The organism is Labrenzia sp. THAF82 (assembly GCF_009363435.1).
GTDB classification, from domain to species: domain Bacteria; phylum Pseudomonadota; class Alphaproteobacteria; order Rhizobiales; family Stappiaceae; genus Roseibium; species Roseibium porphyridii.
Map to the genome: position 1 here is coordinate 3,198,104 of NZ_CP045354.1, position 19,471 is coordinate 3,217,574.

Here is a 19,471-nt window from a genome sequence, read left to right on the forward strand (position 1 = left end):
TCCGCAGCGCTGAGTATCTAAATCAGGCTGAAGGCGACTGAAGTTCGAACCAGCCGGACATACAAATTTCGGCTGCTGTAGGCGTTTCCGTCAGTATGGTTCGCTTATTCCTTGGGCTTTGAATTCGATGTTACCAAGTTTCCATTTTCATCGATGCCTGCTCCCAACTTGAGCTGCCGGCGGCGCTCAAAGAACTCTTCTTCTTCTGGCCCTGGATGTGTCATCCGTTCAGTGAATTCATCCAGCCAGAGGTTCGTGGCACCGGAAGACTCAGCAGAGGACCTGTTCCGAAGGGCCGGGGTCGAACTGACGTCGACATTCTGGAGCTTGTCAGGACTCTTCTTATTGCTCATGTTTGGAAAGCTCCTGCGCTTTCTTTGACGCGATTTCTCGATCGTAGATTGTCGCGTGAACGTCCTCAACGGCGAACTCTGGTTCGACCCCCGAACACCTGAGATGCTTCATCAGCGTCTGGAGGTGGATACCCAATCGTCTTGACAGCGAACTGGCGGTCTCAAACTTGTTCATGAAAGCGTCCAAGATTTCGCGCTTCACGATGGTCTGCCGACATCGCTTGACCGGATTGATCGCCGTTTCAGCCTCAAGGTAACCCAGTTCCACGAGTGCCTTGACCACATTGGTTGAGGTTTTGAGTTTCTTTTCAACCTGCCTCAGAGAATACCCAGCATGGTCTTTGCCCCGGACGAGCGATTTCACTTCCTCAGGATCGACAAGGATGGAGAGAAAGCCCGTTTCTTTGGGATCAGTACGGAGCGTACGAACACGACGTTCCAAGATCAGTTGCACCACTTTCAAGGTTGAGCAATTGGCCAGTTTCTGCGCCTTGAGAATTGGAACCAAGTGAATCTCGTCGTTCGTCACAGGTTTTGCGCCTGCTGCCAGGTTCAACAGGAACTCGTCCAAGTCGCACTTCGCGAAAGCATGATCCTTGAAAATATCTGTTCCGCCGATGAGCCATGGCTTCAGGATGCCTGCTTCGAATAGCACCCTGTCAACGGGGCGTGGAGCGTTGATGTAGGCCCTGACCTGGTTCATCGACATGCTCTGTTCGACACGGTCGAGATAGAATTTAGCATCGTCAGCATTGAAAAAAATGCGTTCGTCGGTCTGTCCGAGTTGGCTTTGGTCAATGAGCCCGACCGCGTGGAGAATTTTTTTCAGTCGTTTTGGATGGGCACCGGTTTCCTGATGAGCGGAACGGATGGAATGCACGATACGTTTTGCCGGGCGCCGACCGAAGATCTCGTCGTTTGGTCCCATGGGCAACGTTTCAAATGCATGCTCGGTGATAATCTTCCTGAGATTGTCATAAGCTGTGTCATCAGTTTCGTGAGCAAGCCATTCGTACAAACGGCCGTAAATTTGTCTGGGGCTCCAGTTTTGGCTTGTGCTCGAAAACTTATGGTGCAAATGATCGAGGTAGTCGCGAATTCCATCTACCCCTTGAATGGCGATGTCAAAGCCTACCTGACCAGCTTCATACCACTGGTCTTCAGACAAACTCTCTGCGACGATTATTGCGCCATAAAGCTTTGTCGCGCCAATGATTTCGCAGGCCCGGGCAGCGGCATAAGCGTGAGCGTGAAGGGATGACAGCAAGTTCTCGGGCTGATCTCCGTTGATCCGTTTTTCCAGGTAGATCTCGAGGCTTGAAGGTTCACGGTACTGTGCAGCAAGAACGTGTCGGTTGATGTCCTCCACGAATGGTTGGAGGAGCCGCGAAAAATCATGCACCTTCTGCGGATGGTGCTCGTTCGCAGCCATGACCAAGGGCGTGTTGTGTTTCAAGCAGGTTCGAATGGAGCCGATATTCCAAGACCAGCGCCCGTATGGCCTGACCGTTTTATGGTCAACGTCTCGCTCGAGGTCTTCCTGAATGCAATGGGGACAGACTCTCACTGTCGCTCGACGAAGCGAATGTCTGGAAAACGGTTCTTGCTTAAATTCGAACCGACGGTCGCCGGTGCGTTTGAAGATTGCTGCCGGGAACCGGTCGCTTTCGAAACCGACAAGCTTAGAGAAACGGGCGAGCGTTTCCGGCTTGCCATCGCAAAGAGCCTGGAAACTCAGCTTCATGTCGAGACAAAAGTCCCGGGCAGTGTAGCCGGCCTTACTCGCGACGCGTGACACGTAGCTGGCGACGGTTTCGTCAGGATAGATACAGGGAATGTAGATGGGGTCCAGTTCCATGCTCAGGCCCCCCGAACGATCTTGAGACGGCGTTTTTTCGGCTGCGGTACTTCGTCCTCTTCTTTGTCTTCGGGGAAAAGAGTGTTTCGGACGTCAATATTCTGCCATTCGACGTCTTCGGCAAAAACATTGTGTTCGGGGCGACAGCCGGTTCTGGCCTCAAAAGTAAGTTCGAAGTCGCCCATGAGGGGCATGTTTCGTTGAGCTTTCAACGCCTTGCAAAGAGCGTCCTGGACGATTTCAATCAGATATCCGGTTCTTCCCTCTGCGCCGTGCATGAGGCGACTGCAAAGTTCGTTCATCGGAAGATTCTGGTGTTCAAGTTTCGCCTTCTTGCAATAGTTTTTGATGATCCGCTGGACTGTCTGAAGATCATTTGCGCACGGTGTCATCAGATCAAGGCGGACGAATGTGCAGCGACGGCGCAATTGAAAGTCGCTTTCAATCACGGCCGCCAGGTTGGGCATTCCGGACAAAACCAACCAAACCGGCCAATCTTCGTCTTGCATGAGCCCCTTCAAGGTGTCACAGACCTTGATGGAATCCTTGGGGTTCTCAAGCTGGGTAAGGTGTTGCAGCTCATCAAGATGCAGGAAGCGAATGCCGTGGATCTTGAGCTGGTCTCGCACCTTGCGCCAAACAACATTTTCCCGCATATCACGTTGAACCGGATAGCCTAGCGCATGAAGGACAGAGGTCCCCAGTTGCTTCAAGGTGCACGGGGATGGCGCTTTGATCGAAATAATCCGAAACGGGCTTTTGCGATCATTCATTCCGAGAGATTCAAAGGCGCGTTCAAGGGATCTTGATTTGCCGACACCGGATGCGCCGACGATGGCGAGCGCGCGGCCTTCTTTCAATCTCCCCACATGGCTCAATCCCGTTGCTTCGACAGCGTCGGTATAATTTTCAAAGGTGTCGAGAAGGTCGTTCAGCCTGTCGAGAAGGTCTTCGTCACTTTTCTGAGGGAAATAGGTGTGCTGAAGTTCTGCCTCAAGCTTCGTGATCTCAGCCGATCTCTGCCGTCGGCCAGGCGCATTCGGGCCAGGCGATTGTGCTTCAGGGGCGGGGGTATGGTAATTCGAAGATGTCATGTTAGTCCTCCAAAATGTAGTCATCGTCATCGTCGTCGCCCAGGAACAGCGGAGCGTCCTGGATGTGGGTAATTGGGCTGTCTGGATCGTGTTTGGTCTGGGCAGTTTCATTGGGTTCATCGAGCCCAAGGATGTCGCCCTCGAAGTCTTCATCGACCCTCAGACGGTCGTCTGAAAAATGGGCGTCAAGTTTGGCGAGGTTGTCAGCCGTGAAGACTGGGGAGGCAATGCTCCGGTTCTTGCGGCTCTCGTCCGAGAGACGGCGAAGATCCGCGAGTGCCGTCTTGACGAGCGCTTCTGACTGGGCAGCCTCTTCTCCATACTGTGCCAACAGGCGTTGCCGACTGGCGACATGCGCTTCGAGGGACGTTCCGTGCATCTCCTTCGTCGTGCAAGGAACCTTGAGCCAACCCTTAGGCGTATCCACGGAGATGTGCCCGATATCGTCTGGATCGAAGCGTACTCTCAGTTGTCCGGTTCGATATTCCCGACGGATGCTCTGAAGCTCGGTGGACTGGTACTTGTTGGAGTAAAGCTGGATCCCTTCACTCCGAAGGCGGCGTTCAACGGTAATCCCGAAGCATGCGCGCATAGCATCTTCATTGGGAGCGAGCGGAACCCCGACCTTCTTCCGAAGGGAAAGCCAGCAATTTCGTGGTGTCTGTCCACCCAAACCTTCGTGAGGTGTGTTGTGGTAGACATCAACCACCCAGCGGACGAGCGCCCGGGCGAGTTCTTCGATCGTAAGAGATGCGCGCGCACCTGCGTCGTAGTCACCTTTCTCGACAACGTTGCTGAACGTGCGTCCGTCAAATCCTGAGATAAGTTTGGTATGGATGGTGCTGAACACACGCTCGATGGATCCACGCAGATACGGTGCACCGGCAACGGTGTAGTCGACGGCAACACCGGCATCGATCGCGGCAGTGCTAAATGCACCGGCGGTATAAGCCGGTCCGTTGTCCACTCTTACTGTCTGGATGCGACCTGCCATGTCCCAGGGTGTTTCGCAACCGGCAGCATTGGCGAAATCACTCTTGTCGGACATGGCCATTTTCAAGGTAGAAATGGCGAGGTCGGTCGTCGCGGTGGGCGCCAGCTGCATTGCCAGAATGCACTTTGTCCGGACGTCAATTGCGGCTGAAAGCTGCATGCGTCCGAGGTCTTTCTTGAGATCCTCACGGGTCGAAAGTCCGAGTTTTTCCCAGATGCCAGTGCCCTTCAAGAGGGTCTGGAGAGAGACCTTCCACTCGTCCATTTCGACCACTTGCAGAGGCCACTCAGGATTGTTCTTTCCCTGGATATACGCATATTTTTTCGCCGCGAAGGCCTCACCATTGCGACCGGCATCGACGTGATAAGGGGCGAGATTGCGAATTTCCGTGCGCATGGCCCTGATGCTTGGCTTGGGAAGGGCTGGCAACCCTTTTTGGGCGCGTGCTTCGTTCAACGCGTCGAAGTGTTCGACGAAATCTTCATAGACCTTCACCATCGTCGGTTTCAGGAGGCTGGCATATTCCCTGGCACTGCTGCGAAGGAGGTCCCTAACGTCGGGGTGAAGGCGGTCCGTCCGGTTGCCACATTTGTGCTTCAAGGGACATAGCGCCATCACATTGAAGTCTGCGGCTTCGTACTTCTGAAGCCAACGGCGCACGGTGCTGGGCTTTGGGATTTTGAAGGTTCCCTGTGTCTGCTGACTACTAAACCGGGCGCCTGGCGCCCGTTGCACAAGCATGGTGAACCACTGTCCAAAAAGGACTTTGATCGTTTGCACCATTGCTGCGTCGCTGCGCGAGGTTTGTCCCTCTGTCTCCATCTTGAGAAACTCGTCGCAGATGAACTGGCGGAACCTGACCAGTTCGGCGACCTCCGGTTTCAGATCTGAAAGTTTGATGTTTGGTCCAACTTTGAGGCGTGCCACGGTCGGTGAAAATGCTCCCGGTTCTTCAGTAAGAAGGCCATGTGCAACAAGGTCGAGAAGTTCAACAAAAGTGAACTTCTCATGGACTTCCGGAGTATCAAGGCGGCGCAACACGCACGCTTCTTCGTCGGAAAAGACCTGGGTGTAAGAAACACCCTTGATCGTAATTCTTGTGTCAGGTGCGAAGCGGATTCGACTTTCGGCGCCCGGTACTGAAGGCGTGTTCTGAGTGCTGTTGAGTTCGGTCATGATCGGTTTCCTTTTCCTTTTGGGTTTCGGTTCCAGGCGGGACTGGTGCTTTTCCAGCGCGGCTTTCACCGGTTCCAGATGATGCGTTTGTGTGCCGGCGGGCAGAGAGCCATGGCTTTGAAGTCACCGGCTTCAAATTTGCGGAGCCAACGACGAACGGTGCTGGGGTGTGGGCAGCGGAATTTCTGAAGATTTCGCGATGAGCAAAAGCGCTTGTGGCCACCGCGTTGTTTCGAATTTACTTTCAGCCAATGCGCGTGGATGTGGCTGATCACGACGGCCATGGAGGCATCACTTCGAGAAGTGATGCCAGCGGCTTCGAACGCAAGAAATTCAAGGCAAATGAATCTTCTGAAATCGACGCGATTGGCGACTTTTTCTGGAAGTTGCCAGATTTGGATTTCGTGTTCGTATTTGAGACGAAGTTCGAAAGGGGAAAGCGGTTTATCTTCCTGGACAAGAAGGCCCCTTGCGATCAAATCACCCAGTTCAGCATTCGTGAACTTCGCGTAAACCCGTGGGCGGTCGACACGGCGAAGCACGCAAGCTTTCTGGTTGGACGACACTGTGACATGCGGCTGTCCTCTGAGCGTGATCTTCGCATGCTCGTCGAGGCAGATCCTGGTCTCAGATTCGGAACCCTGAAAGCTGCCGCCGCAGTCTTTGTCAAACTTGGCCATTTTCAATTTCCTTTCCTGTTAGACTGCTTTGCAGATTTCGAGTTCGATGTTGTCGTTGATGCTGCCGCGTGTGATCGGCTTCAATTCCCGGCTATCAATGAGGTTGAGTACGGCGTTGAAGCCGGCCGCTTGATCGTTCAGAAGGGCGACGAGTGAAGCCAAGCGGTACACGCCATGCATCGAGATAAGATGCTGGCGCAGCTCCTCAATGCTTTCCTCATCCCGGAGTGTTCGTGCTCGGAGGAACAGCTCGGCGTTTCGAACGAGAACGCGAGAGATGTGCCGATCGGTGCGGATCAAGAACTTGTCCGCGTAGTCCGGATGTTGGCGGCGGATGAGGCGGTGAACCTCTTCAATCCCACTGCGAACCAGTCGTTTTTGGGGTTTGACGTCGCATGCAACGGTCACACCATTGAAAAGGTGAACCGACACGTCGAACGTGTGCTTGCGGCGCTTTCCCTGATCATCGACATAGGTCACGGGCTCGGGTTGCTCTTGCCAGAGCTTGACGTCACTGCGGACGTTCAAGATCGTCAGAAAGTCCCTTTCGAGGGTACTTTCGTATCCAGCCCAGCGAAGGCTGGTGTGGTTCCAAAGAAATCCGCGGGACGAAAACGTGGATTTCAGAGTGACAGTGCGCGAAGCGCGAGAGGCACGCGGTGCCTTGTAGTATTCCGAGTTGTCATTGGACATGGTGGTCTCCTGTTCTGCTTGGTTCTGACGTGACTGTTCACGGCAGCTATTCGGCAGACGGAACCACCGGCATCGGTGTTGCCCTGGCGGACATACGAGCGGAGAAGGTTCAGTTCATTCCACATGGCACAGGTCTCCTGTTCCCGCGCGTCGGCGGGTTCGAAAATCAATCGCTTGAAGAGAGTGCTGTGCCGGTCAAAACGACAAAGAAGAGAGATCGTCTCCCGACATCAGCAATTGAAACTGTTCGACAGGACCCTTGCGGTCACGACGAGACAGTGACTGGGATACCACCGCAACGGATATCACTATTCAGACATCGCGCAGGCAGTTGGTGACCCAACTCAAGCGTTGTATATCGGGAGATCTTGTGCGGCTTCGCGGAGAGCCGAATTGTTCTGCATGAAAGTCATGGTCATGGTCGGCTACCTCCTTATTCCTGTCAGCGGAAGCTGATGGTTGAAGCCGAATTCGAGACACGCACCGCCCAGGATGGAACGGCCGGCGCCTCGGGGTTGAATCGAATACTGGCACTTTTTCCGTGAGTCGAGCTCAAAAATTCCAGACTGCATTTCTTCGTTACCTAATTGATAATAATGAAAATTTTCAACGAACTTGATTAGAAATCAAAATCTCTGAAATCTGTTCAGCGGAAAGGATATTTGACCGCAGGAGGCTGTCCGAAATCGCTCTAAGCTGTCGTTTCTTAGTTCGCAGCAGAGCTGTCGATCGCCGTTTCTGGGATTGCAAAATCTGATCGCAATCGCGCTCAAATGCTCTGTCACTGTCAATCAACCGGCGGATCGCTGGAACTGAGATTTCAGAACGGAATGTCAAATGCCGACCCAATCCCGACGACGCAATTAGACATGCAGCAAGGTAAGTTGCACGCTCCAAATCTGATCCACGCGCCAAACCGGCCCCATCTGATGGCTCACCCAAAAGAAGCGTTTCGGCGACCTGACCGGCAAGCAGCACGGCTATTTCATCGAGATAGTCTGACTGAACGCGAGATCCGAGATTTCGTTCAGGCAGCATAACGTGTCCGCCACTGCCGGCATCATCGCTGCGATCGATTGGCTGGTATTTCCTTAGAGCAGCTTGTGTAGGAACGACCCCAATCATTTCAAAGGCTGCAACCACGTGGCCCGCTTCGTGAACCGCAGATCTTTCCAACGTTTCGGCAGGCACCTGATCGAACTTGGTCATCCACACGGCGCGGACAAGTCGGCTGTCCAAAGTCTTACCGGAGCGTCTTGCCGCACGCCGGCATTCTCGAGCCAATCCTTCCAACTTCGCACCAGACCAACCGTCAGTTAGTTCAGCGACATCTTGAAGATCCTCGTCTGGCAACCGGGCCTGAAGATGTTGGGTGAATATGCCTTTTCGAGCCTCAAGATCAGGCAGGGGTAGTTCGACAACACGTTCAAGGCGGCCTGGTCTCAGAAAAGCGGAGTCGATCGTATCGATACGATTACAGGCTGCGACGATCACAACACTCTCGCGGCTTTCAAGACCGTCCATTAGGTCGAGAACGCCGTTGATCACCTGTGTTGCATACTCCGGGGCATGACGCGAAAGCGTTTCCCTGTTTCCGATGCTATCGAATTCATCGAAAAACAATATTGAGGGCGCTTTTGACCGAGCATCTTTGAAGGCCTTGTTGAGACCCCGGAGCATGTCACCCAGATGTCCCAGGGCTTGAGACTTTGTTAGTGAACACTCAACGAGTACAGCGCCGCATGACTTGGCCAATGATTTAGCAAAAGTTGTCTTGCCGGTTCCCGTGTCTCCGCGAAGCAGAATTCCGCGATCGACGTCTGACCACTGTATTGTCCCGGCCTTCAAGTCACGGAAATCTTGTGCCAGCTCAAGGCCCCATACCTTCGCCTTTCCGTAGCCATGGGACTGCGACAAATCACGGACGTCAGCTGAGCCATTCTGTTCCTGTTGGGCCAATGTGCTGGCTCCGCGCAAACCCTCCAGGAAACGCAGCGCTGCATTCAAGGGACGATTTCCGCGAAAAGCGAGTGTGAGCTCTGAAAGGGTGTAGGACAACAACCGTTCCGCGGTCTTATCGCAAATATGTATATCGTGTGCGATATGAAGTGCTGCTTTGATGAAGCGGCTTTCAATTGGGGCTTCAATGATCGCTTCAGCAATTTCTTTAAACTGCGACGTCATTGGGTTTTCGGGCGTTGAAACTCCAATCATTCGTTGATTTTCGTCCAGTTCTTCCAGTAACTGAGACGCTTCATCAGCGCCGCGTCGGCGGTTCTTTGGTCTGTCAGCGCGTCCGAGAAAATAGAAGAAGTCTGGCCCAAAATGCCGAGGCCCTTTATTCGTAAAGTGGCATGCCAATTCATTCTTCAACGCCGTTTCAAAGAATTGTTTGTCGCGTAGCTCTGGCAATTTGAAGCCGAGGACATATGCCGTACGGAAACGAATTTCCGGCACGGTGCGTAGTGCTTTCCTGACTGCCATTCTGGCAACAAGTTTTCCAATGGAAGGTGAGGGGTCATCAGCGAGTTGTCGCTTTTTCATCTGATTGCTCGAATGTAGGGCATCGCGTTGCTGCCGATGGGGATGCCGGCGCATCGGGGATGCTCATAAATTGAAGGGCGGTGTTGTTTTTGGATCCGGAGCTGTAAGCGCCGGACCGTTTGAGATCAGCGACGATCGTCGCAGATCTGACGACCCAGCCGAACTTGTCCGGTCGCGGTGACAGCCCAGCACAGATCTTGTGAAATCCAAAAAAGGGGCTCTAGGAACGTCCCTGTTTCTGACCTCGCAATTATGCCTGGAAACGCCACAAGCGTTTTGCTCCAATCATGCAGGGTTGGGCGATCTGCGTCGCGAGGATCAAATGGAGGCGCGCTCTCTTGCAGTGCGACTATATCGCGAGCGATATTTACCAATGTGGATGTCTCTAGGCCTGGGACGAACAGTCCCGAAGAAAGTGAGGAAGGCACGATGTTCTCGATATTTTGGATGTAGGGAGGGGTTCTCACGACTAAGGCAGCCGTAAGTTCGGTAGTGTTTGAGATGTTCTGGTGAGAATATCTACGGACTCTGGACCTAAGATTTTTGAAACATTAGGTCAAAGAACGCAGCAGTGGAGTTGTGTAGATTCTGATCTGATTGGAAAACTTGATAAAGCTGCGACTTAGATCGTATGTCTACTTTCGGCTGTCACCGCTGGACCAAGTTTCACTGGTTCGAGTAGCGTTTGTATTTTCCTCTTTTGTCACTGATATTTTTACCTATTGAGTAATTATCCCTTAATTAAGTGTAAATGCCCTATGGGTTTTGGCGAGGCCTGGGCTTTCTTTTTGAACTAAAATTTGCCCTGACTGCCTACACGTTGGTCCCGAATGAGGGCGACATTTCCGCCAGCTTGCGACGTTGACGTCGCGGCTGAGTCCTTTTGCTTGAGGGATTGAGTTCTTCGAAATCGCAGGCGAAATCCTGGGGCCGTTTCAACTCTGGACATCTCGATGTTTCGTTGGACACGAATAGAGTGGTGTGACTTGGACGGTCAAAAACGGAGAATTGTTTGATCAAAAAAAAATTTTCACATATGGCGGGAAATGTCCGAAATCAGAAACCAGTTGCTCAATTCGGGCTATGCACCGCATTGGATTGAGCCCAAACCGGCATCACCTCGATTGACGTTAGGATTGCACGATGAGCAGCATTGAAAGCCAAATTTGATCTATGCTGAAATGCGGTTGCGCAGGCTTTTCGCTACGCTGCATCCCATACCTTGTTGAGAATTCTCGCCGCGATTTCTGCTTTATCCTGCGGGAGAAAACGGCCGTAATGCTTTGCCACGACTTCAGGAGTATCCTGAATGGCGTAACTGGCTTGTTCGTAGGACCCTGTCTGTTTGAGAATATGTGTCGCAAGCACGTCGCGCACGTTATGTGGTCCGTGAGGCAGCAAGCCCTTTATCGCGCCTCGCCCGGTCCACGGATTGTAAATTCCATAGCGCTGGATCACGGTTCGCCAAGCTTCGAAAAATGTGTTTTGCGAGTATTCAGCATTCGCGCTCGTAATCTTTGCCGTTTTCACGAAAAATGTGCCGGGATCCTGAGCGGGCCCTATCAGCCGCGATCGGTGCCGATCATTCCAGGCGTCGATTAGTTCGTAAAGCCGCCCGAGATCAGGCAGGATTAATCGGAAAGGCTTTGATCCAAAGAAAGAGGAGTGAGCGTTCTTAAATGCAACTGACGGGATGAGTATCTCCCACCCTCCGTCGCGAGCGCTCCAGCGAAGTTCGCCTCGTTTTGCGTTTTCCAGGTTTCTTTCGGATGTTGGTTGGGTGCCAGGTTTGCAAAGCAAAAGTTCTCTTAAATTTTTCTGCCGCAGACCTGTATGCAATCCAATGCGTAAGAGAAGGAAAGCTCTAACCGCTTCTGCTGCCGCCTTGGGATGACGCTTCTCATCAGGCATCCGGTGCAGTATTTCTTCGGTGATCTTTCGATACTCGCCCACGGGGCTCGGAGCCTCAAGAACTGTCATGATTGGCTCAAAGGGGTCGCGATGTATTCTTACGACCCGCTCGATTTCTTTCTTTCTGGTTCGTGCATGTTTTACCAGCCGGTCACACGCAGCTGACCAGTCAGATTGAACATCAGAGATGTCCGATTTTGAAATCAAGCCTTCGACTTCGCGAAGGTCGCCTGATATTTGCTCCGATTGTCGCAGCCAACCAGTTTCTTCCCGGCACAATGCGGACGCCAGGGTCAGCATGTCGATTTCCCAAGCCGTGAAAAATCCTCGACGACGCTCACGCCATTGTAAGTACCAGTCCCAGACTTGCGGGAAGATCATCATGCCGAACGTCAGAGACTCAGGGTCAACTCCAAAACCTTGCACTTCGCTGTCCACGGGAGCAGTGAAAGCCCCGAAGAATAGCCCAAAGTGCTCGACCTTTTGTGCAGCTGTCTCAGCGCCCCATACACCATTTCGTTGTTGGCCAAACGCTGCGAAAGTTGCTGTCTTGAAGCGCAAGATTTCGGCCATTTCGTCATTCAGACATTTTGGTGCGTCCACAACATACGAGGTATCCGACAACCGGCTACCAGAGACCTTTCTTTGTGAACCCGAGCCAAGTTTGAAACGGACTGCATATCGTTGTCGAATTGCCGCTGCCTGATAGCGGCGATACTCCGTAGATCCGCTGATAATCACTTCGCGAACCCAAGCCAGGATCTCATCCTGTTCGGTGCGTGGCCTTCGTCTGAAATCGTCCGGCAGGTGCCAAACCAGTCGACGGCGTTCAGCCGGGTTCATTTCGTCCAACTCACAGCTCGTTGTTGGTGCGGCCTTGGCTCTGGCAGTTTTGGAAAAGTATCCCTCAGCGAGACGATATCGTCGTTCGATGCGGCTCAAGATATCCTGGCTGATTTTTGACGTTGGTACCGTGTTTCTGCGTCCCCACCCGACGAAAGTGCTACGCTTAATGCCGTCGTCTGTTCGAACGAGGGCATCGTAAAGGTGGTAGATTGACTCACCATGACGCTTGGCATGCAGTCGAAGTGCAGCGCCAAAACTTGCGGGTTCGCTCCAGACCGACTCCAACGGCTCTGGAAACTCGACGACTGGCCGCGGTCGCTTGCCCCTCTGTTTGCGTCGATCGGCGTTAAGTCTAGATTTAGATTGGCAGCCTGAAAACTCGGTGTGACTGTTCTTCCTGATTGCTTCCGGACGCAGCGCAGTTTCGCTAATCGACCGTGTAACAGCATCGAAAATTGGTTGGAGGTTAGATCTCTTTGCCATCAGGCGGAGAGGATCCAAGCATAGAGTATTTGCGAGCACCCGGACATCCAAACGGCTGCCACGATACGTTGGAAATTCGTTCCTTTCCAGAAGGTCGATCAAATGCGCTCGAATGACCGTTAGCTCGTCTGCTGAAAACTCAGCCGCAAGGCGCTTGTCGCAGTAAGCTTCGACCATTTTAGGGGTGAGGACAGAGCGATCTGATTTCATTGACTATCTTCCAGCTGGCAGGGTTGGTCGACCTAACGAGAGTCGTAGTGGGAAGAAAGGCTTTGGTCAGGAAACTCTGTGAAAAACGCCCTGCGCCTGTCGAACCAAAATAAGAGCAGCAACGTCGACCTGGATTTGATTTTCAGGCTGAACTTATGAGTTCGATCTTTGCTGCGTTTCTCATCGTTAAGCTGCGATAGAAATGTCCATGGAACTGCGCGCTATTACTCGCCTTGTGATTGCATGCCTGTTAAGTTGTGCTTTGATGCCGGTGCAAGGAGAGGCTGATGGGTGGCATATCAAAAGGAATTGGCAACGAGTTGGAACATGGTAGTGCTGCTCTCGGGCGTATTCATAACTGTTCCAACAACCGAAAAGCGATGGCCTATTGGCTTGGATTTCTCAAGGGTGTGCTTGCCAGTAAACACGTTGAGACTGCGGAGTTTTCTCCTCTTAAGGTGGAAGCGGAAAATTTCCTTGCACTCCTCAAGGACGACGATGCGAAAGAGCTCATCGAGGACCTTGCCATTTGGCAAAATGAGCCTCGAGAGATTTTTGCAATTGTTCAAGATATCGTCGATATTCGTTCCAGAGAGTTTCAGCTTGAATCTGAGAACGACGAAATCAACGAGATGTATGGGTTTTGCGCCGGAATTGCCTGCGACAACCATATCTCGCTCGAAGAGGTTGAAACTCTGCTCCGGAGATTGGATTCCTACCCAAGAATTCAACGCGACAGCAGGGTTAGGAACCTCAAATCAGCAGCGCAAAACGCGATTGCGGATGGCCAGATCACTCCAGAAGAGTCCGACGACATTTGTGAATGGATAGCACACCTTGTCGGCGACAGCGCATCCGATACTGGGCTTCCTACGTTTGGCAACACAGGAGTTCTTCAGGGGGCCTTGGATGACTTCAGACAAATTGCATTTGATGGTCAAATGTTCGTTTTGACGGGCAAATTCACCTTAGGACCGCGGAAAGTAGTTTCAGGCATGATTGAAGAGCGGGGTGGATTGACAAAGAAAACGGTTTGCAAAAATACGAGTTATCTGGCGGTTGCTGCCGAGGCTTCAAGAGATTGGCGGCACAGCCATGAGGGATTGAAAATTATGCGAGCCATCGAGCTCCGCGATGCAGGCCAGGGTCCCAAGCTCATTCACGAGTATACGCTAGCTCAAGCGCTCACGGCCTAGTGCGGCCCACTCAATGTTTAGGCTTAGTTCTGTACGGGCGCGAATTTATCAGTTGCTGGAGCCGACTGCATGGCCGCATCCCGGCTTGTCTCCGGTCAATAGGATAATAAGCGTTGTAATTCTAGCGGCCACAGCGACAGCCGTGATTGAAAGTGAGCCCACTATACATAGTGGGCGAGAGTGGGCGTTTAGTATAGCAGAGCTACTTTTCACCTCAATTTTTATTCTCGAGTACGTTGTCCGGCTTTGGGTCGCAGGAGAAGATGCTAGATATCAAGGCTTCCTTGGTCGGTTAAGGTATGCAGTTACTCCTGCGGCGATCATCGATCTGCTTTCCGTTTCACCTTTGCTGCTTACCTTTCTTGGAACGGAAGCATTCCTCTTACGTCTTTTTCGCCTTCTGCGGATTCTCCGAGTTGCGAGGCTTGGGCGATTTTCGCGTGCATTTGATGCAATCACTACGGCACTGCACTCTCGACGCTATGAATTGATTATGAGCGTAGGTGTGGCCGCTATGCTTCTACTTGTTTCCTCGACAGTACTTTACATGATTGAGGGGCAGGCACAGCCGGATACTTTTGGAAGTATTCCCAGAACAATGTGGTGGTCGATCGCGACGTTGACCACAGTTGGCTATGGTGACGTCTATCCAACAACCGCCCTAGGACAGTTTTTCGCCGGAGTAACCGCGATCACGGGTATTGGCCTGATCGCGATGCCAACGGGCATTCTTGCTGCCGCATTTTCTGATGCGCTTCAGATGCAGCGGACTGCAAACAGCGTCGAGAGAATTTCCTCCGAGGATACATAGAATGATAACGCGTTTTGATTGGCACCAAGTGGCGCGGTCCAGCTCACTAGATCGAAATTACGAACAATTTGGCGAGCATCTCCCCGATACTCGGCAATACAGGGAACAGTCAGCATACAAGTTTTGTTGAGGGATCAAATGAAAGAACCGGTGATGGAAACGGAAGGAAACTGCTTTCGTATTCCAGTTTATTTTGGTCTGCGCAATTGAGAAATAATTGAAAGGTAAAACGTGGACTTTTGGCAGTACATTCTTGAGTCAGGGAAAATCGTAAAAGACTTTATTCTCTACTCGTCGAACGTCGTAGCGAGTGAAGAAAGCGTCGGCATTGTGGTAATCACTTTGTTGCTGGCGTTCTTGTATCTGGCCTTAAGATATATTCAGCAAAACGGTCAGAAGAAGCGTGCGATCAACCGAGTTTCCAATGAGGTCGAAAAGCTTAAGGATCAGAGGGAATTCGCAAAAAATTTCAATGATTTGGACACGACCATTGCTGCCGGCGGCACTAATGACTTTGACAGGCGGGTGCGTCGCGCCTGGGAGGAGTTTGCCGAAACACTGGTGATGCCGGATGTGGAGGATGAAGAACCAGAAGTCGGAAACACAGTTCGCCCAAATTTCTTTTTCAACTCCCACGATTTGGGGTTCGATCACGGTACCTGGCGCTACGTGCCCGGTATTTTTGTTTCCGTGAGCCTGCTACTTACGTTTCTGGGTATCATCGCGGCTATTAATGGATTGAAGACATTTGATGATGCCGCAATGAAGGTGTTCCTCGATGCGGCCAAGTCTAAGTTCATCATGTCGCTCAGTGGATTGTTTGCATCCATTCTCTTCACCGTCCTTTACCGGCGGCAATCGGCATCTCTTGAAGAGTGCATTACCAAGCTTTGCGATGCCATTGAGTTTAGAGTTCAGTTTAACACGCCGGAAAAGATCGCTGCTGACCAACTCAGAGAAATCCGCGAGCAAACTTCGCTGCTCAAAGTGTTCGGTAACGATCTTGGTGCTCAGATCGGTGAAGCTGTGAGTGTGACACTGACCCGGGATCTTGCCCCAGTGCTGGACAAGGTCGGTAACTCGGCGGGCGCTGAAGTGGGTGGAATGGTCACTGAGCTTAGCGAGGCCCTGAACGCCAAACTAAACGAAAGTCTCGATGAGATGTCCCGCACACTATCTACGATCAACCGTACCTTGGTCGATGTGGCAGACAAGCTGACCACTTCCGGAAGCGCTATCGGTGAAGAGATGTCCAAGGGCATTGAGAACCTGAATACGGTCATTGAAACAGCGCGTCGCCAATTCGAAGTCGATCAGGAGGCGGCGCAAGTAGCGCGGGAACAGAATCTTGTAGCGTCGCAGCGTGCGATTTCGGATCTTCTTGAGGCTATTGAGAGTAACACCCGTGACAACACCGCCCAGATGAATGAGGCAGCCGAGAATATTGCAAAGGCGGCTTCAGGGTTGTCGGAGGCGATTGTTGTTGCGGGCACGGAAGTTGGCATCCGAGCCACCGAGGCGGTGGATGAGATGGGTGCTGAGGCCAATAGGAGGGTAACTGCGGCCGGAACGGAGATCACTGAAGGTCTTGCAGGTGTGTCAGGCGATTTCCTTAAGGGGCTCTCCGAGTTTCAGGGGAGCCTTGATGCTTCTCTTGTAGAGCCGATCAGGACGATGGCATCGCGCCTTGAATCTTCGAACCGGGAGCTTGAGAGGCACGCGAGCGCTATCGGGCAGGCAGCGTTTTCCCATGAGAAAGCGACCGAGAGCGTCACAAACTCCACGAAGTCGCTTGAGGTTGTTGCGAAACCGCTTGCTGACAGCGTTGAGCGAATCGAGCGTATCAACAATGCCATTCGCAACTCTCTTGAGGGCAGTCTTTCGCTAATGGATGCATCCAACTCGGCTGTAACCGCGTCCATGGAGGCGATGCAGGACTCAATCAAGGAGTTCAAAGAGATTGTTGATACGGCTGATGATCTGGATGAGCGGATGGGGGCGGCGTTTGAAGAGATCGCAGCGGGACTTGCACAGTCTCAGGAACAGATCTCTCGCTATTCCAAGGAGGTTTCAGACAAGTTCGGTGAGGGCATCCAGAAAATTCGGGAGGTAATGGACGGTATCAACGAGTTCCAGCCCGCCCGTCAGGGGGGATAATCGATGGCACTGACTTCCCGACGCTTGCACCGTGAGGAGGAGGAGGAATCGGTCTTTGTCTCCATGACAGACCTGATGATCTCCATTCTGTTCATTGTTATGATTGTTATGGCCTTCTTCGCAAAGTCGGCCAGAGAGGACATCCCGCGCATCGAAACGCTGGAGAAGCAGATCGAATGGCTTACCAACAAGAACGAAGAGCTTTCTGCAAAGATCCTCCTGCTTGAAGGGGTTGAGAAAGAGAATGTGGACTTGTCAGCCCGACTGAGTGCCGCGCGAAAAAAGAATTCCGACTTGCTTCGCGAACTGGCGAATCTGAAAATCCTCTATGACGATCTGAAAAAGGAAAATAAGGATCAGAAGGAGAAAATAGCTGATCTGGAGGAAATGATTGAAAAACTCCGAAAGGAGCTGCTTCGTCTTCAGGCTGAAGTTGATCGTTTGCTGAAATTGCAGGAGCCGGATGAACTTGCGCTGGCGCTGAGTGGTATCTCCGAGGATCGGCGGCAGCTGCTGGATCGGCTGCAAAGGCGTCTTGAGGCTGCAAACATCCGGGTGATTGTCGATGAGGTGAGCGGTGTCGTTCGCTTCGGTGAGGATTCTGTTCGCTTTGCTTCCGCGGAGCACATTGCAAACGCAGGATCACAGGACAACATGCGAAAGATCGCCGAAATTTTGTCCGAGGAGTTGGTTTGTTTTACGCTCGGGCCGAATTCGGGGATATCTAACGATTGCAATCCAAATTCATCTGTCATTGAGGCTGTGCAGATAGAGGGGCACACCGACATAGACGGTTCGGTTCCGGATAATTTCGTTCTTTCAACGCAACGCGCGACATCCACTTATGATGTGATGGTTCGGCATCGTCCGGTGCTGGAGGGTTTTCTGAACGCAAACTATCTCATCAACAATGAGATCGAAGCACCCGGTCCCGGTCCGCAGGTTTTATCTGTTTCTGGCTATGGGGAAACCCGTCCTGTCGCGTTCGGAACGGATGGCCAATCGAAACGTGCAAATCGCCGGATTGATATTCGTTTCATCATGACGACTCCAAAGAACGTCGAGGAAGTGGAGAAGCTGAAACAGGCGGTTCGACGCGCAGTTGAGCAACAGGAGGGTGTTCAATGAAGTTGTCTGAGGTCCTGTCAGCGTCCTATCGCCCTAAGCGGATGGATTTCACCGGTACAACGGTTCTCCTGAATCGGGCGGTGGACGCTCTTCAGAAGAAGTACGGCTTTGCGGTCGGTAAATCGGATCCCACCGATCTTGAGAGCAGGCTTATTGGATTTGAGGATCGCCTTGCCCGTGACGACTGGTCGCGTTTCCCATGGCACAAGGCATCCGATCTTTTCCGCTCGTTCTTCACCTCTGATGAGATTGATAATCCGAGGTGGTCGAGTGTAGCTGATGTGCTCCTTAGCACGCTTGCGGAGACGGATCACAGAACTTACTGCCTCGCCGCGCTCGAGGTTTATGTCGAGACATTCGATATGGTCGGTGAAAATCTGACGAGGCTGCGGACCGTTCTCAAGAATAAGCCTGTGAAGGGGTTTCCTGTTCGGCCTGAGCTCATCGAAAATCTTTCTCTCTTTGATCCGGATGAAGCGCCGGAGGTGATCGGCCAGGCATTGGCCGAGAGTGACAAGCCTTATGATCTGATGAAATCGTGGGGCATTCGCTCACCGCATGCGACCGGACTTTTTGAAAACGTCTTTGATGCATTTCTGCTGGAGATTAGGCCTGATCTTGTCGATCTGGACAGGTCCGCTTTTGAGCGGGTTATGAACTGGCTACACCCGAATTCAACGACTAAGGCGGAGGTAACGCGTGCAGCCGGTATCGACGCGCTCGTCTTGCCGCTCGCTGATGAGCGCGGATCCGGGATCAGGGAAGATGTTGAGAAGTTTTTGATCGGGACATTCGGGGACCCTCGGGTATCGCCTGCCGAGTGGGCCGGGGTTTCCGACCGGGCGCTCGAGATTGTCTATCGCTGGATGACCAGCAAGTCCCTGAAGATCTTTTTCGACATTATCGACCGGTTTGAGGACAGTCATATGTGGGAGCCGCGGCGACGGTTCTGGACCGGGATCGACGAGCGCGAGTGGATTGATGATGCATGGGTTGTTTTGAATGACCATGGTGCGGACATCGCCCGAGATCTGGCGCGCGACCATGAGGACAAGGCGTTTCTGTCTCACGGAAACCTGAATTTCCATGAAGGAGAGAAGTGCTTCTTCATCATGAAGGTGGGTGATCTCACGATTGTTGAGGGGACTCACAACTTCAGTGTCAGGATCTTTGACCCGGATGCGGATAACGCGCCGCGTCTGAGGAGCAAGTTCTACGAACGCAATGAAATCTATGCCAACCCGCTTTCCGATGAGGGCGAGGCGCACAGGCACGACCAGTACGACAACTGGATGCGGAAAACAGAAGACTACATGCGGCGTAACAGGTGGTAACGA

Annotated in this window: 14 protein-coding genes; 6 read left to right on the forward strand and 8 right to left on the reverse strand. The window is 52.4% G+C overall.

Annotated features, from left to right (window positions below):
• Window positions 1-104: 104 nt before the first annotated feature.
• The 6 genes from FIV00_RS15140 to FIV00_RS15165 form a co-directional block, all read right to left on the reverse strand.
• Window positions 105-353 (reverse strand): hypothetical protein, encoded by a 249-nt coding sequence (locus FIV00_RS15140; RefSeq protein WP_152501527.1) that lies wholly within the window; start codon window positions 351-353, stop codon window positions 105-107.
• Window positions 343-2,211 (reverse strand): TniQ family protein, encoded by a 1,869-nt coding sequence (locus tag FIV00_RS15145; RefSeq protein WP_152501528.1) that lies wholly within the window; start codon window positions 2,209-2,211, stop codon window positions 343-345. The genes FIV00_RS15140 and FIV00_RS15145 overlap by 11 nt, the downstream gene beginning before the upstream one ends.
• Before the next feature lie 2 nt (window positions 2,212-2,213).
• Window positions 2,214-3,305 carry an ATP-binding protein gene (locus FIV00_RS15150; RefSeq protein WP_173006006.1) on the reverse strand — a complete coding sequence of 364 codons (1,092 nt, stop codon included), beginning with the start codon at window positions 3,303-3,305 and terminating at the stop codon, window positions 2,214-2,216.
• Between the two features lies 1 nt (window position 3,306).
• Window positions 3,307-5,475: a Mu transposase C-terminal domain-containing protein gene (locus FIV00_RS15155; protein ID WP_152501530.1), complete on the reverse strand. Its 2,169-nt coding sequence runs from the start codon at window positions 5,473-5,475 to the stop codon at window positions 3,307-3,309.
• A gap of 65 nt (window positions 5,476-5,540) precedes the next feature.
• Window positions 5,541-6,155 carry a hypothetical protein gene (locus FIV00_RS15160; protein WP_152501531.1) on the reverse strand — a complete coding sequence of 205 codons (615 nt, stop codon included), beginning with the start codon at window positions 6,153-6,155 and terminating at the stop codon, window positions 5,541-5,543.
• An 18-nt stretch (window positions 6,156-6,173) separates the two neighbouring features.
• Window positions 6,174-6,848 (reverse strand): hypothetical protein, encoded by a 675-nt coding sequence (locus FIV00_RS15165; RefSeq protein WP_152501532.1) that lies wholly within the window; start codon window positions 6,846-6,848, stop codon window positions 6,174-6,176.
• A gap of 29 nt (window positions 6,849-6,877) precedes the next feature.
• On the opposite strand from FIV00_RS15165, the gene FIV00_RS15170 reads away from it, so the two are divergent.
• A complete protein-coding gene (locus FIV00_RS15170; RefSeq protein ID WP_152501533.1) occupies window positions 6,878-7,186 on the forward strand; it encodes a hypothetical protein in 309 nt (102 codons plus the stop codon).
• A 268-nt stretch (window positions 7,187-7,454) separates the two neighbouring features.
• On the opposite strand, the gene FIV00_RS15175 is transcribed toward FIV00_RS15170, so the two are convergent.
• Together FIV00_RS15175 and FIV00_RS15180 are read right to left on the reverse strand one after the other, a co-directional pair.
• On the reverse strand, window positions 7,455-9,392 hold the full coding sequence (locus FIV00_RS15175; protein ID WP_209006551.1) for an AAA family ATPase: 1,938 nt from the start codon (window positions 9,390-9,392) through the stop codon (window positions 7,455-7,457).
• Between the two features lie 1,203 nt (window positions 9,393-10,595).
• On the reverse strand, window positions 10,596-12,842 hold the full coding sequence (locus FIV00_RS15180; protein WP_152501535.1) for a hypothetical protein: 2,247 nt from the start codon (window positions 12,840-12,842) through the stop codon (window positions 10,596-10,598).
• A gap of 287 nt (window positions 12,843-13,129) precedes the next feature.
• Here FIV00_RS15180 and FIV00_RS15185 point away from each other — a divergent pair, with 287 nt between their 5' ends.
• The 5 genes from FIV00_RS15185 to FIV00_RS15205 all read left to right on the forward strand — a co-directional run bounded on the left by FIV00_RS15185 (window position 13,130) and on the right by FIV00_RS15205 (window position 19,468).
• Window positions 13,130-14,038 carry a hypothetical protein gene (locus tag FIV00_RS15185; protein ID WP_152501536.1) on the forward strand — a complete coding sequence of 303 codons (909 nt, stop codon included), beginning with the start codon at window positions 13,130-13,132 and terminating at the stop codon, window positions 14,036-14,038.
• 13 nt (window positions 14,039-14,051) lie between these two features.
• A complete protein-coding gene (locus tag FIV00_RS15190) occupies window positions 14,052-14,849 on the forward strand; it encodes an ion transporter (protein ID WP_152501537.1) in 798 nt (265 codons plus the stop codon).
• 231 nt (window positions 14,850-15,080) lie between these two features.
• The gene (gene zorA, locus FIV00_RS15195) at window positions 15,081-17,006 is read left to right on the forward strand and encodes an anti-phage ZorAB system protein ZorA (protein WP_152501538.1); all 1,926 of its coding nucleotides are present in this window, start codon (window positions 15,081-15,083) and stop codon (window positions 17,004-17,006) included.
• 3 nt (window positions 17,007-17,009) lie between these two features.
• Complete coding sequence (locus FIV00_RS15200; protein WP_152501539.1) at window positions 17,010-18,134, forward strand: OmpA family protein; 1,125 nt, start codon at window positions 17,010-17,012, stop codon at window positions 18,132-18,134.
• A complete protein-coding gene (locus FIV00_RS15205) occupies window positions 18,131-19,468 on the forward strand; it encodes an EH signature domain-containing protein (protein ID WP_152501540.1) in 1,338 nt (445 codons plus the stop codon). Before FIV00_RS15200 ends, FIV00_RS15205 begins: the two co-directional genes overlap by 4 nt.
• Window positions 19,469-19,471 lie beyond the last annotated feature (3 nt).

Coding starts and splice junctions, on each gene's coding strand:
- FIV00_RS15165 (WP_152501532.1), bottom strand. CDS start 6,848: ATGTCCAATGACAACTCGGAATACTACAAGGCACCGCGTGCCTCTCGC.
- FIV00_RS15150 (WP_173006006.1), bottom strand. CDS start 3,305: ATGACATCTTCGAATTACCATACCCCCGCCCCTGAAGCACAATCGCCT.
- FIV00_RS15175 (WP_209006551.1), bottom strand. CDS start 9,392: ATGAAAAAGCGACAACTCGCTGATGACCCCTCACCTTCCATTGGAAAA.
- FIV00_RS15200 (WP_152501539.1), top strand. CDS start 17,010: ATGGCACTGACTTCCCGACGCTTGCACCGTGAGGAGGAGGAGGAATCG.
- FIV00_RS15185 (WP_152501536.1), top strand. CDS start 13,130: ATGGGTGGCATATCAAAAGGAATTGGCAACGAGTTGGAACATGGTAGT.
- FIV00_RS15155 (WP_152501530.1), bottom strand. CDS start 5,475: ATGACCGAACTCAACAGCACTCAGAACACGCCTTCAGTACCGGGCGCC.
- FIV00_RS15145 (WP_152501528.1), bottom strand. CDS start 2,211: ATGGAACTGGACCCCATCTACATTCCCTGTATCTATCCTGACGAAACC.
- FIV00_RS15180 (WP_152501535.1), bottom strand. CDS start 12,842: ATGAAATCAGATCGCTCTGTCCTCACCCCTAAAATGGTCGAAGCTTAC.
- FIV00_RS15190 (WP_152501537.1), top strand. CDS start 14,052: ATGTTTAGGCTTAGTTCTGTACGGGCGCGAATTTATCAGTTGCTGGAG.
- FIV00_RS15205 (WP_152501540.1), top strand. CDS start 18,131: ATGAAGTTGTCTGAGGTCCTGTCAGCGTCCTATCGCCCTAAGCGGATG.
- FIV00_RS15160 (WP_152501531.1), bottom strand. CDS start 6,155: ATGGCCAAGTTTGACAAAGACTGCGGCGGCAGCTTTCAGGGTTCCGAA.
- FIV00_RS15140 (WP_152501527.1), bottom strand. CDS start 353: ATGAGCAATAAGAAGAGTCCTGACAAGCTCCAGAATGTCGACGTCAGT.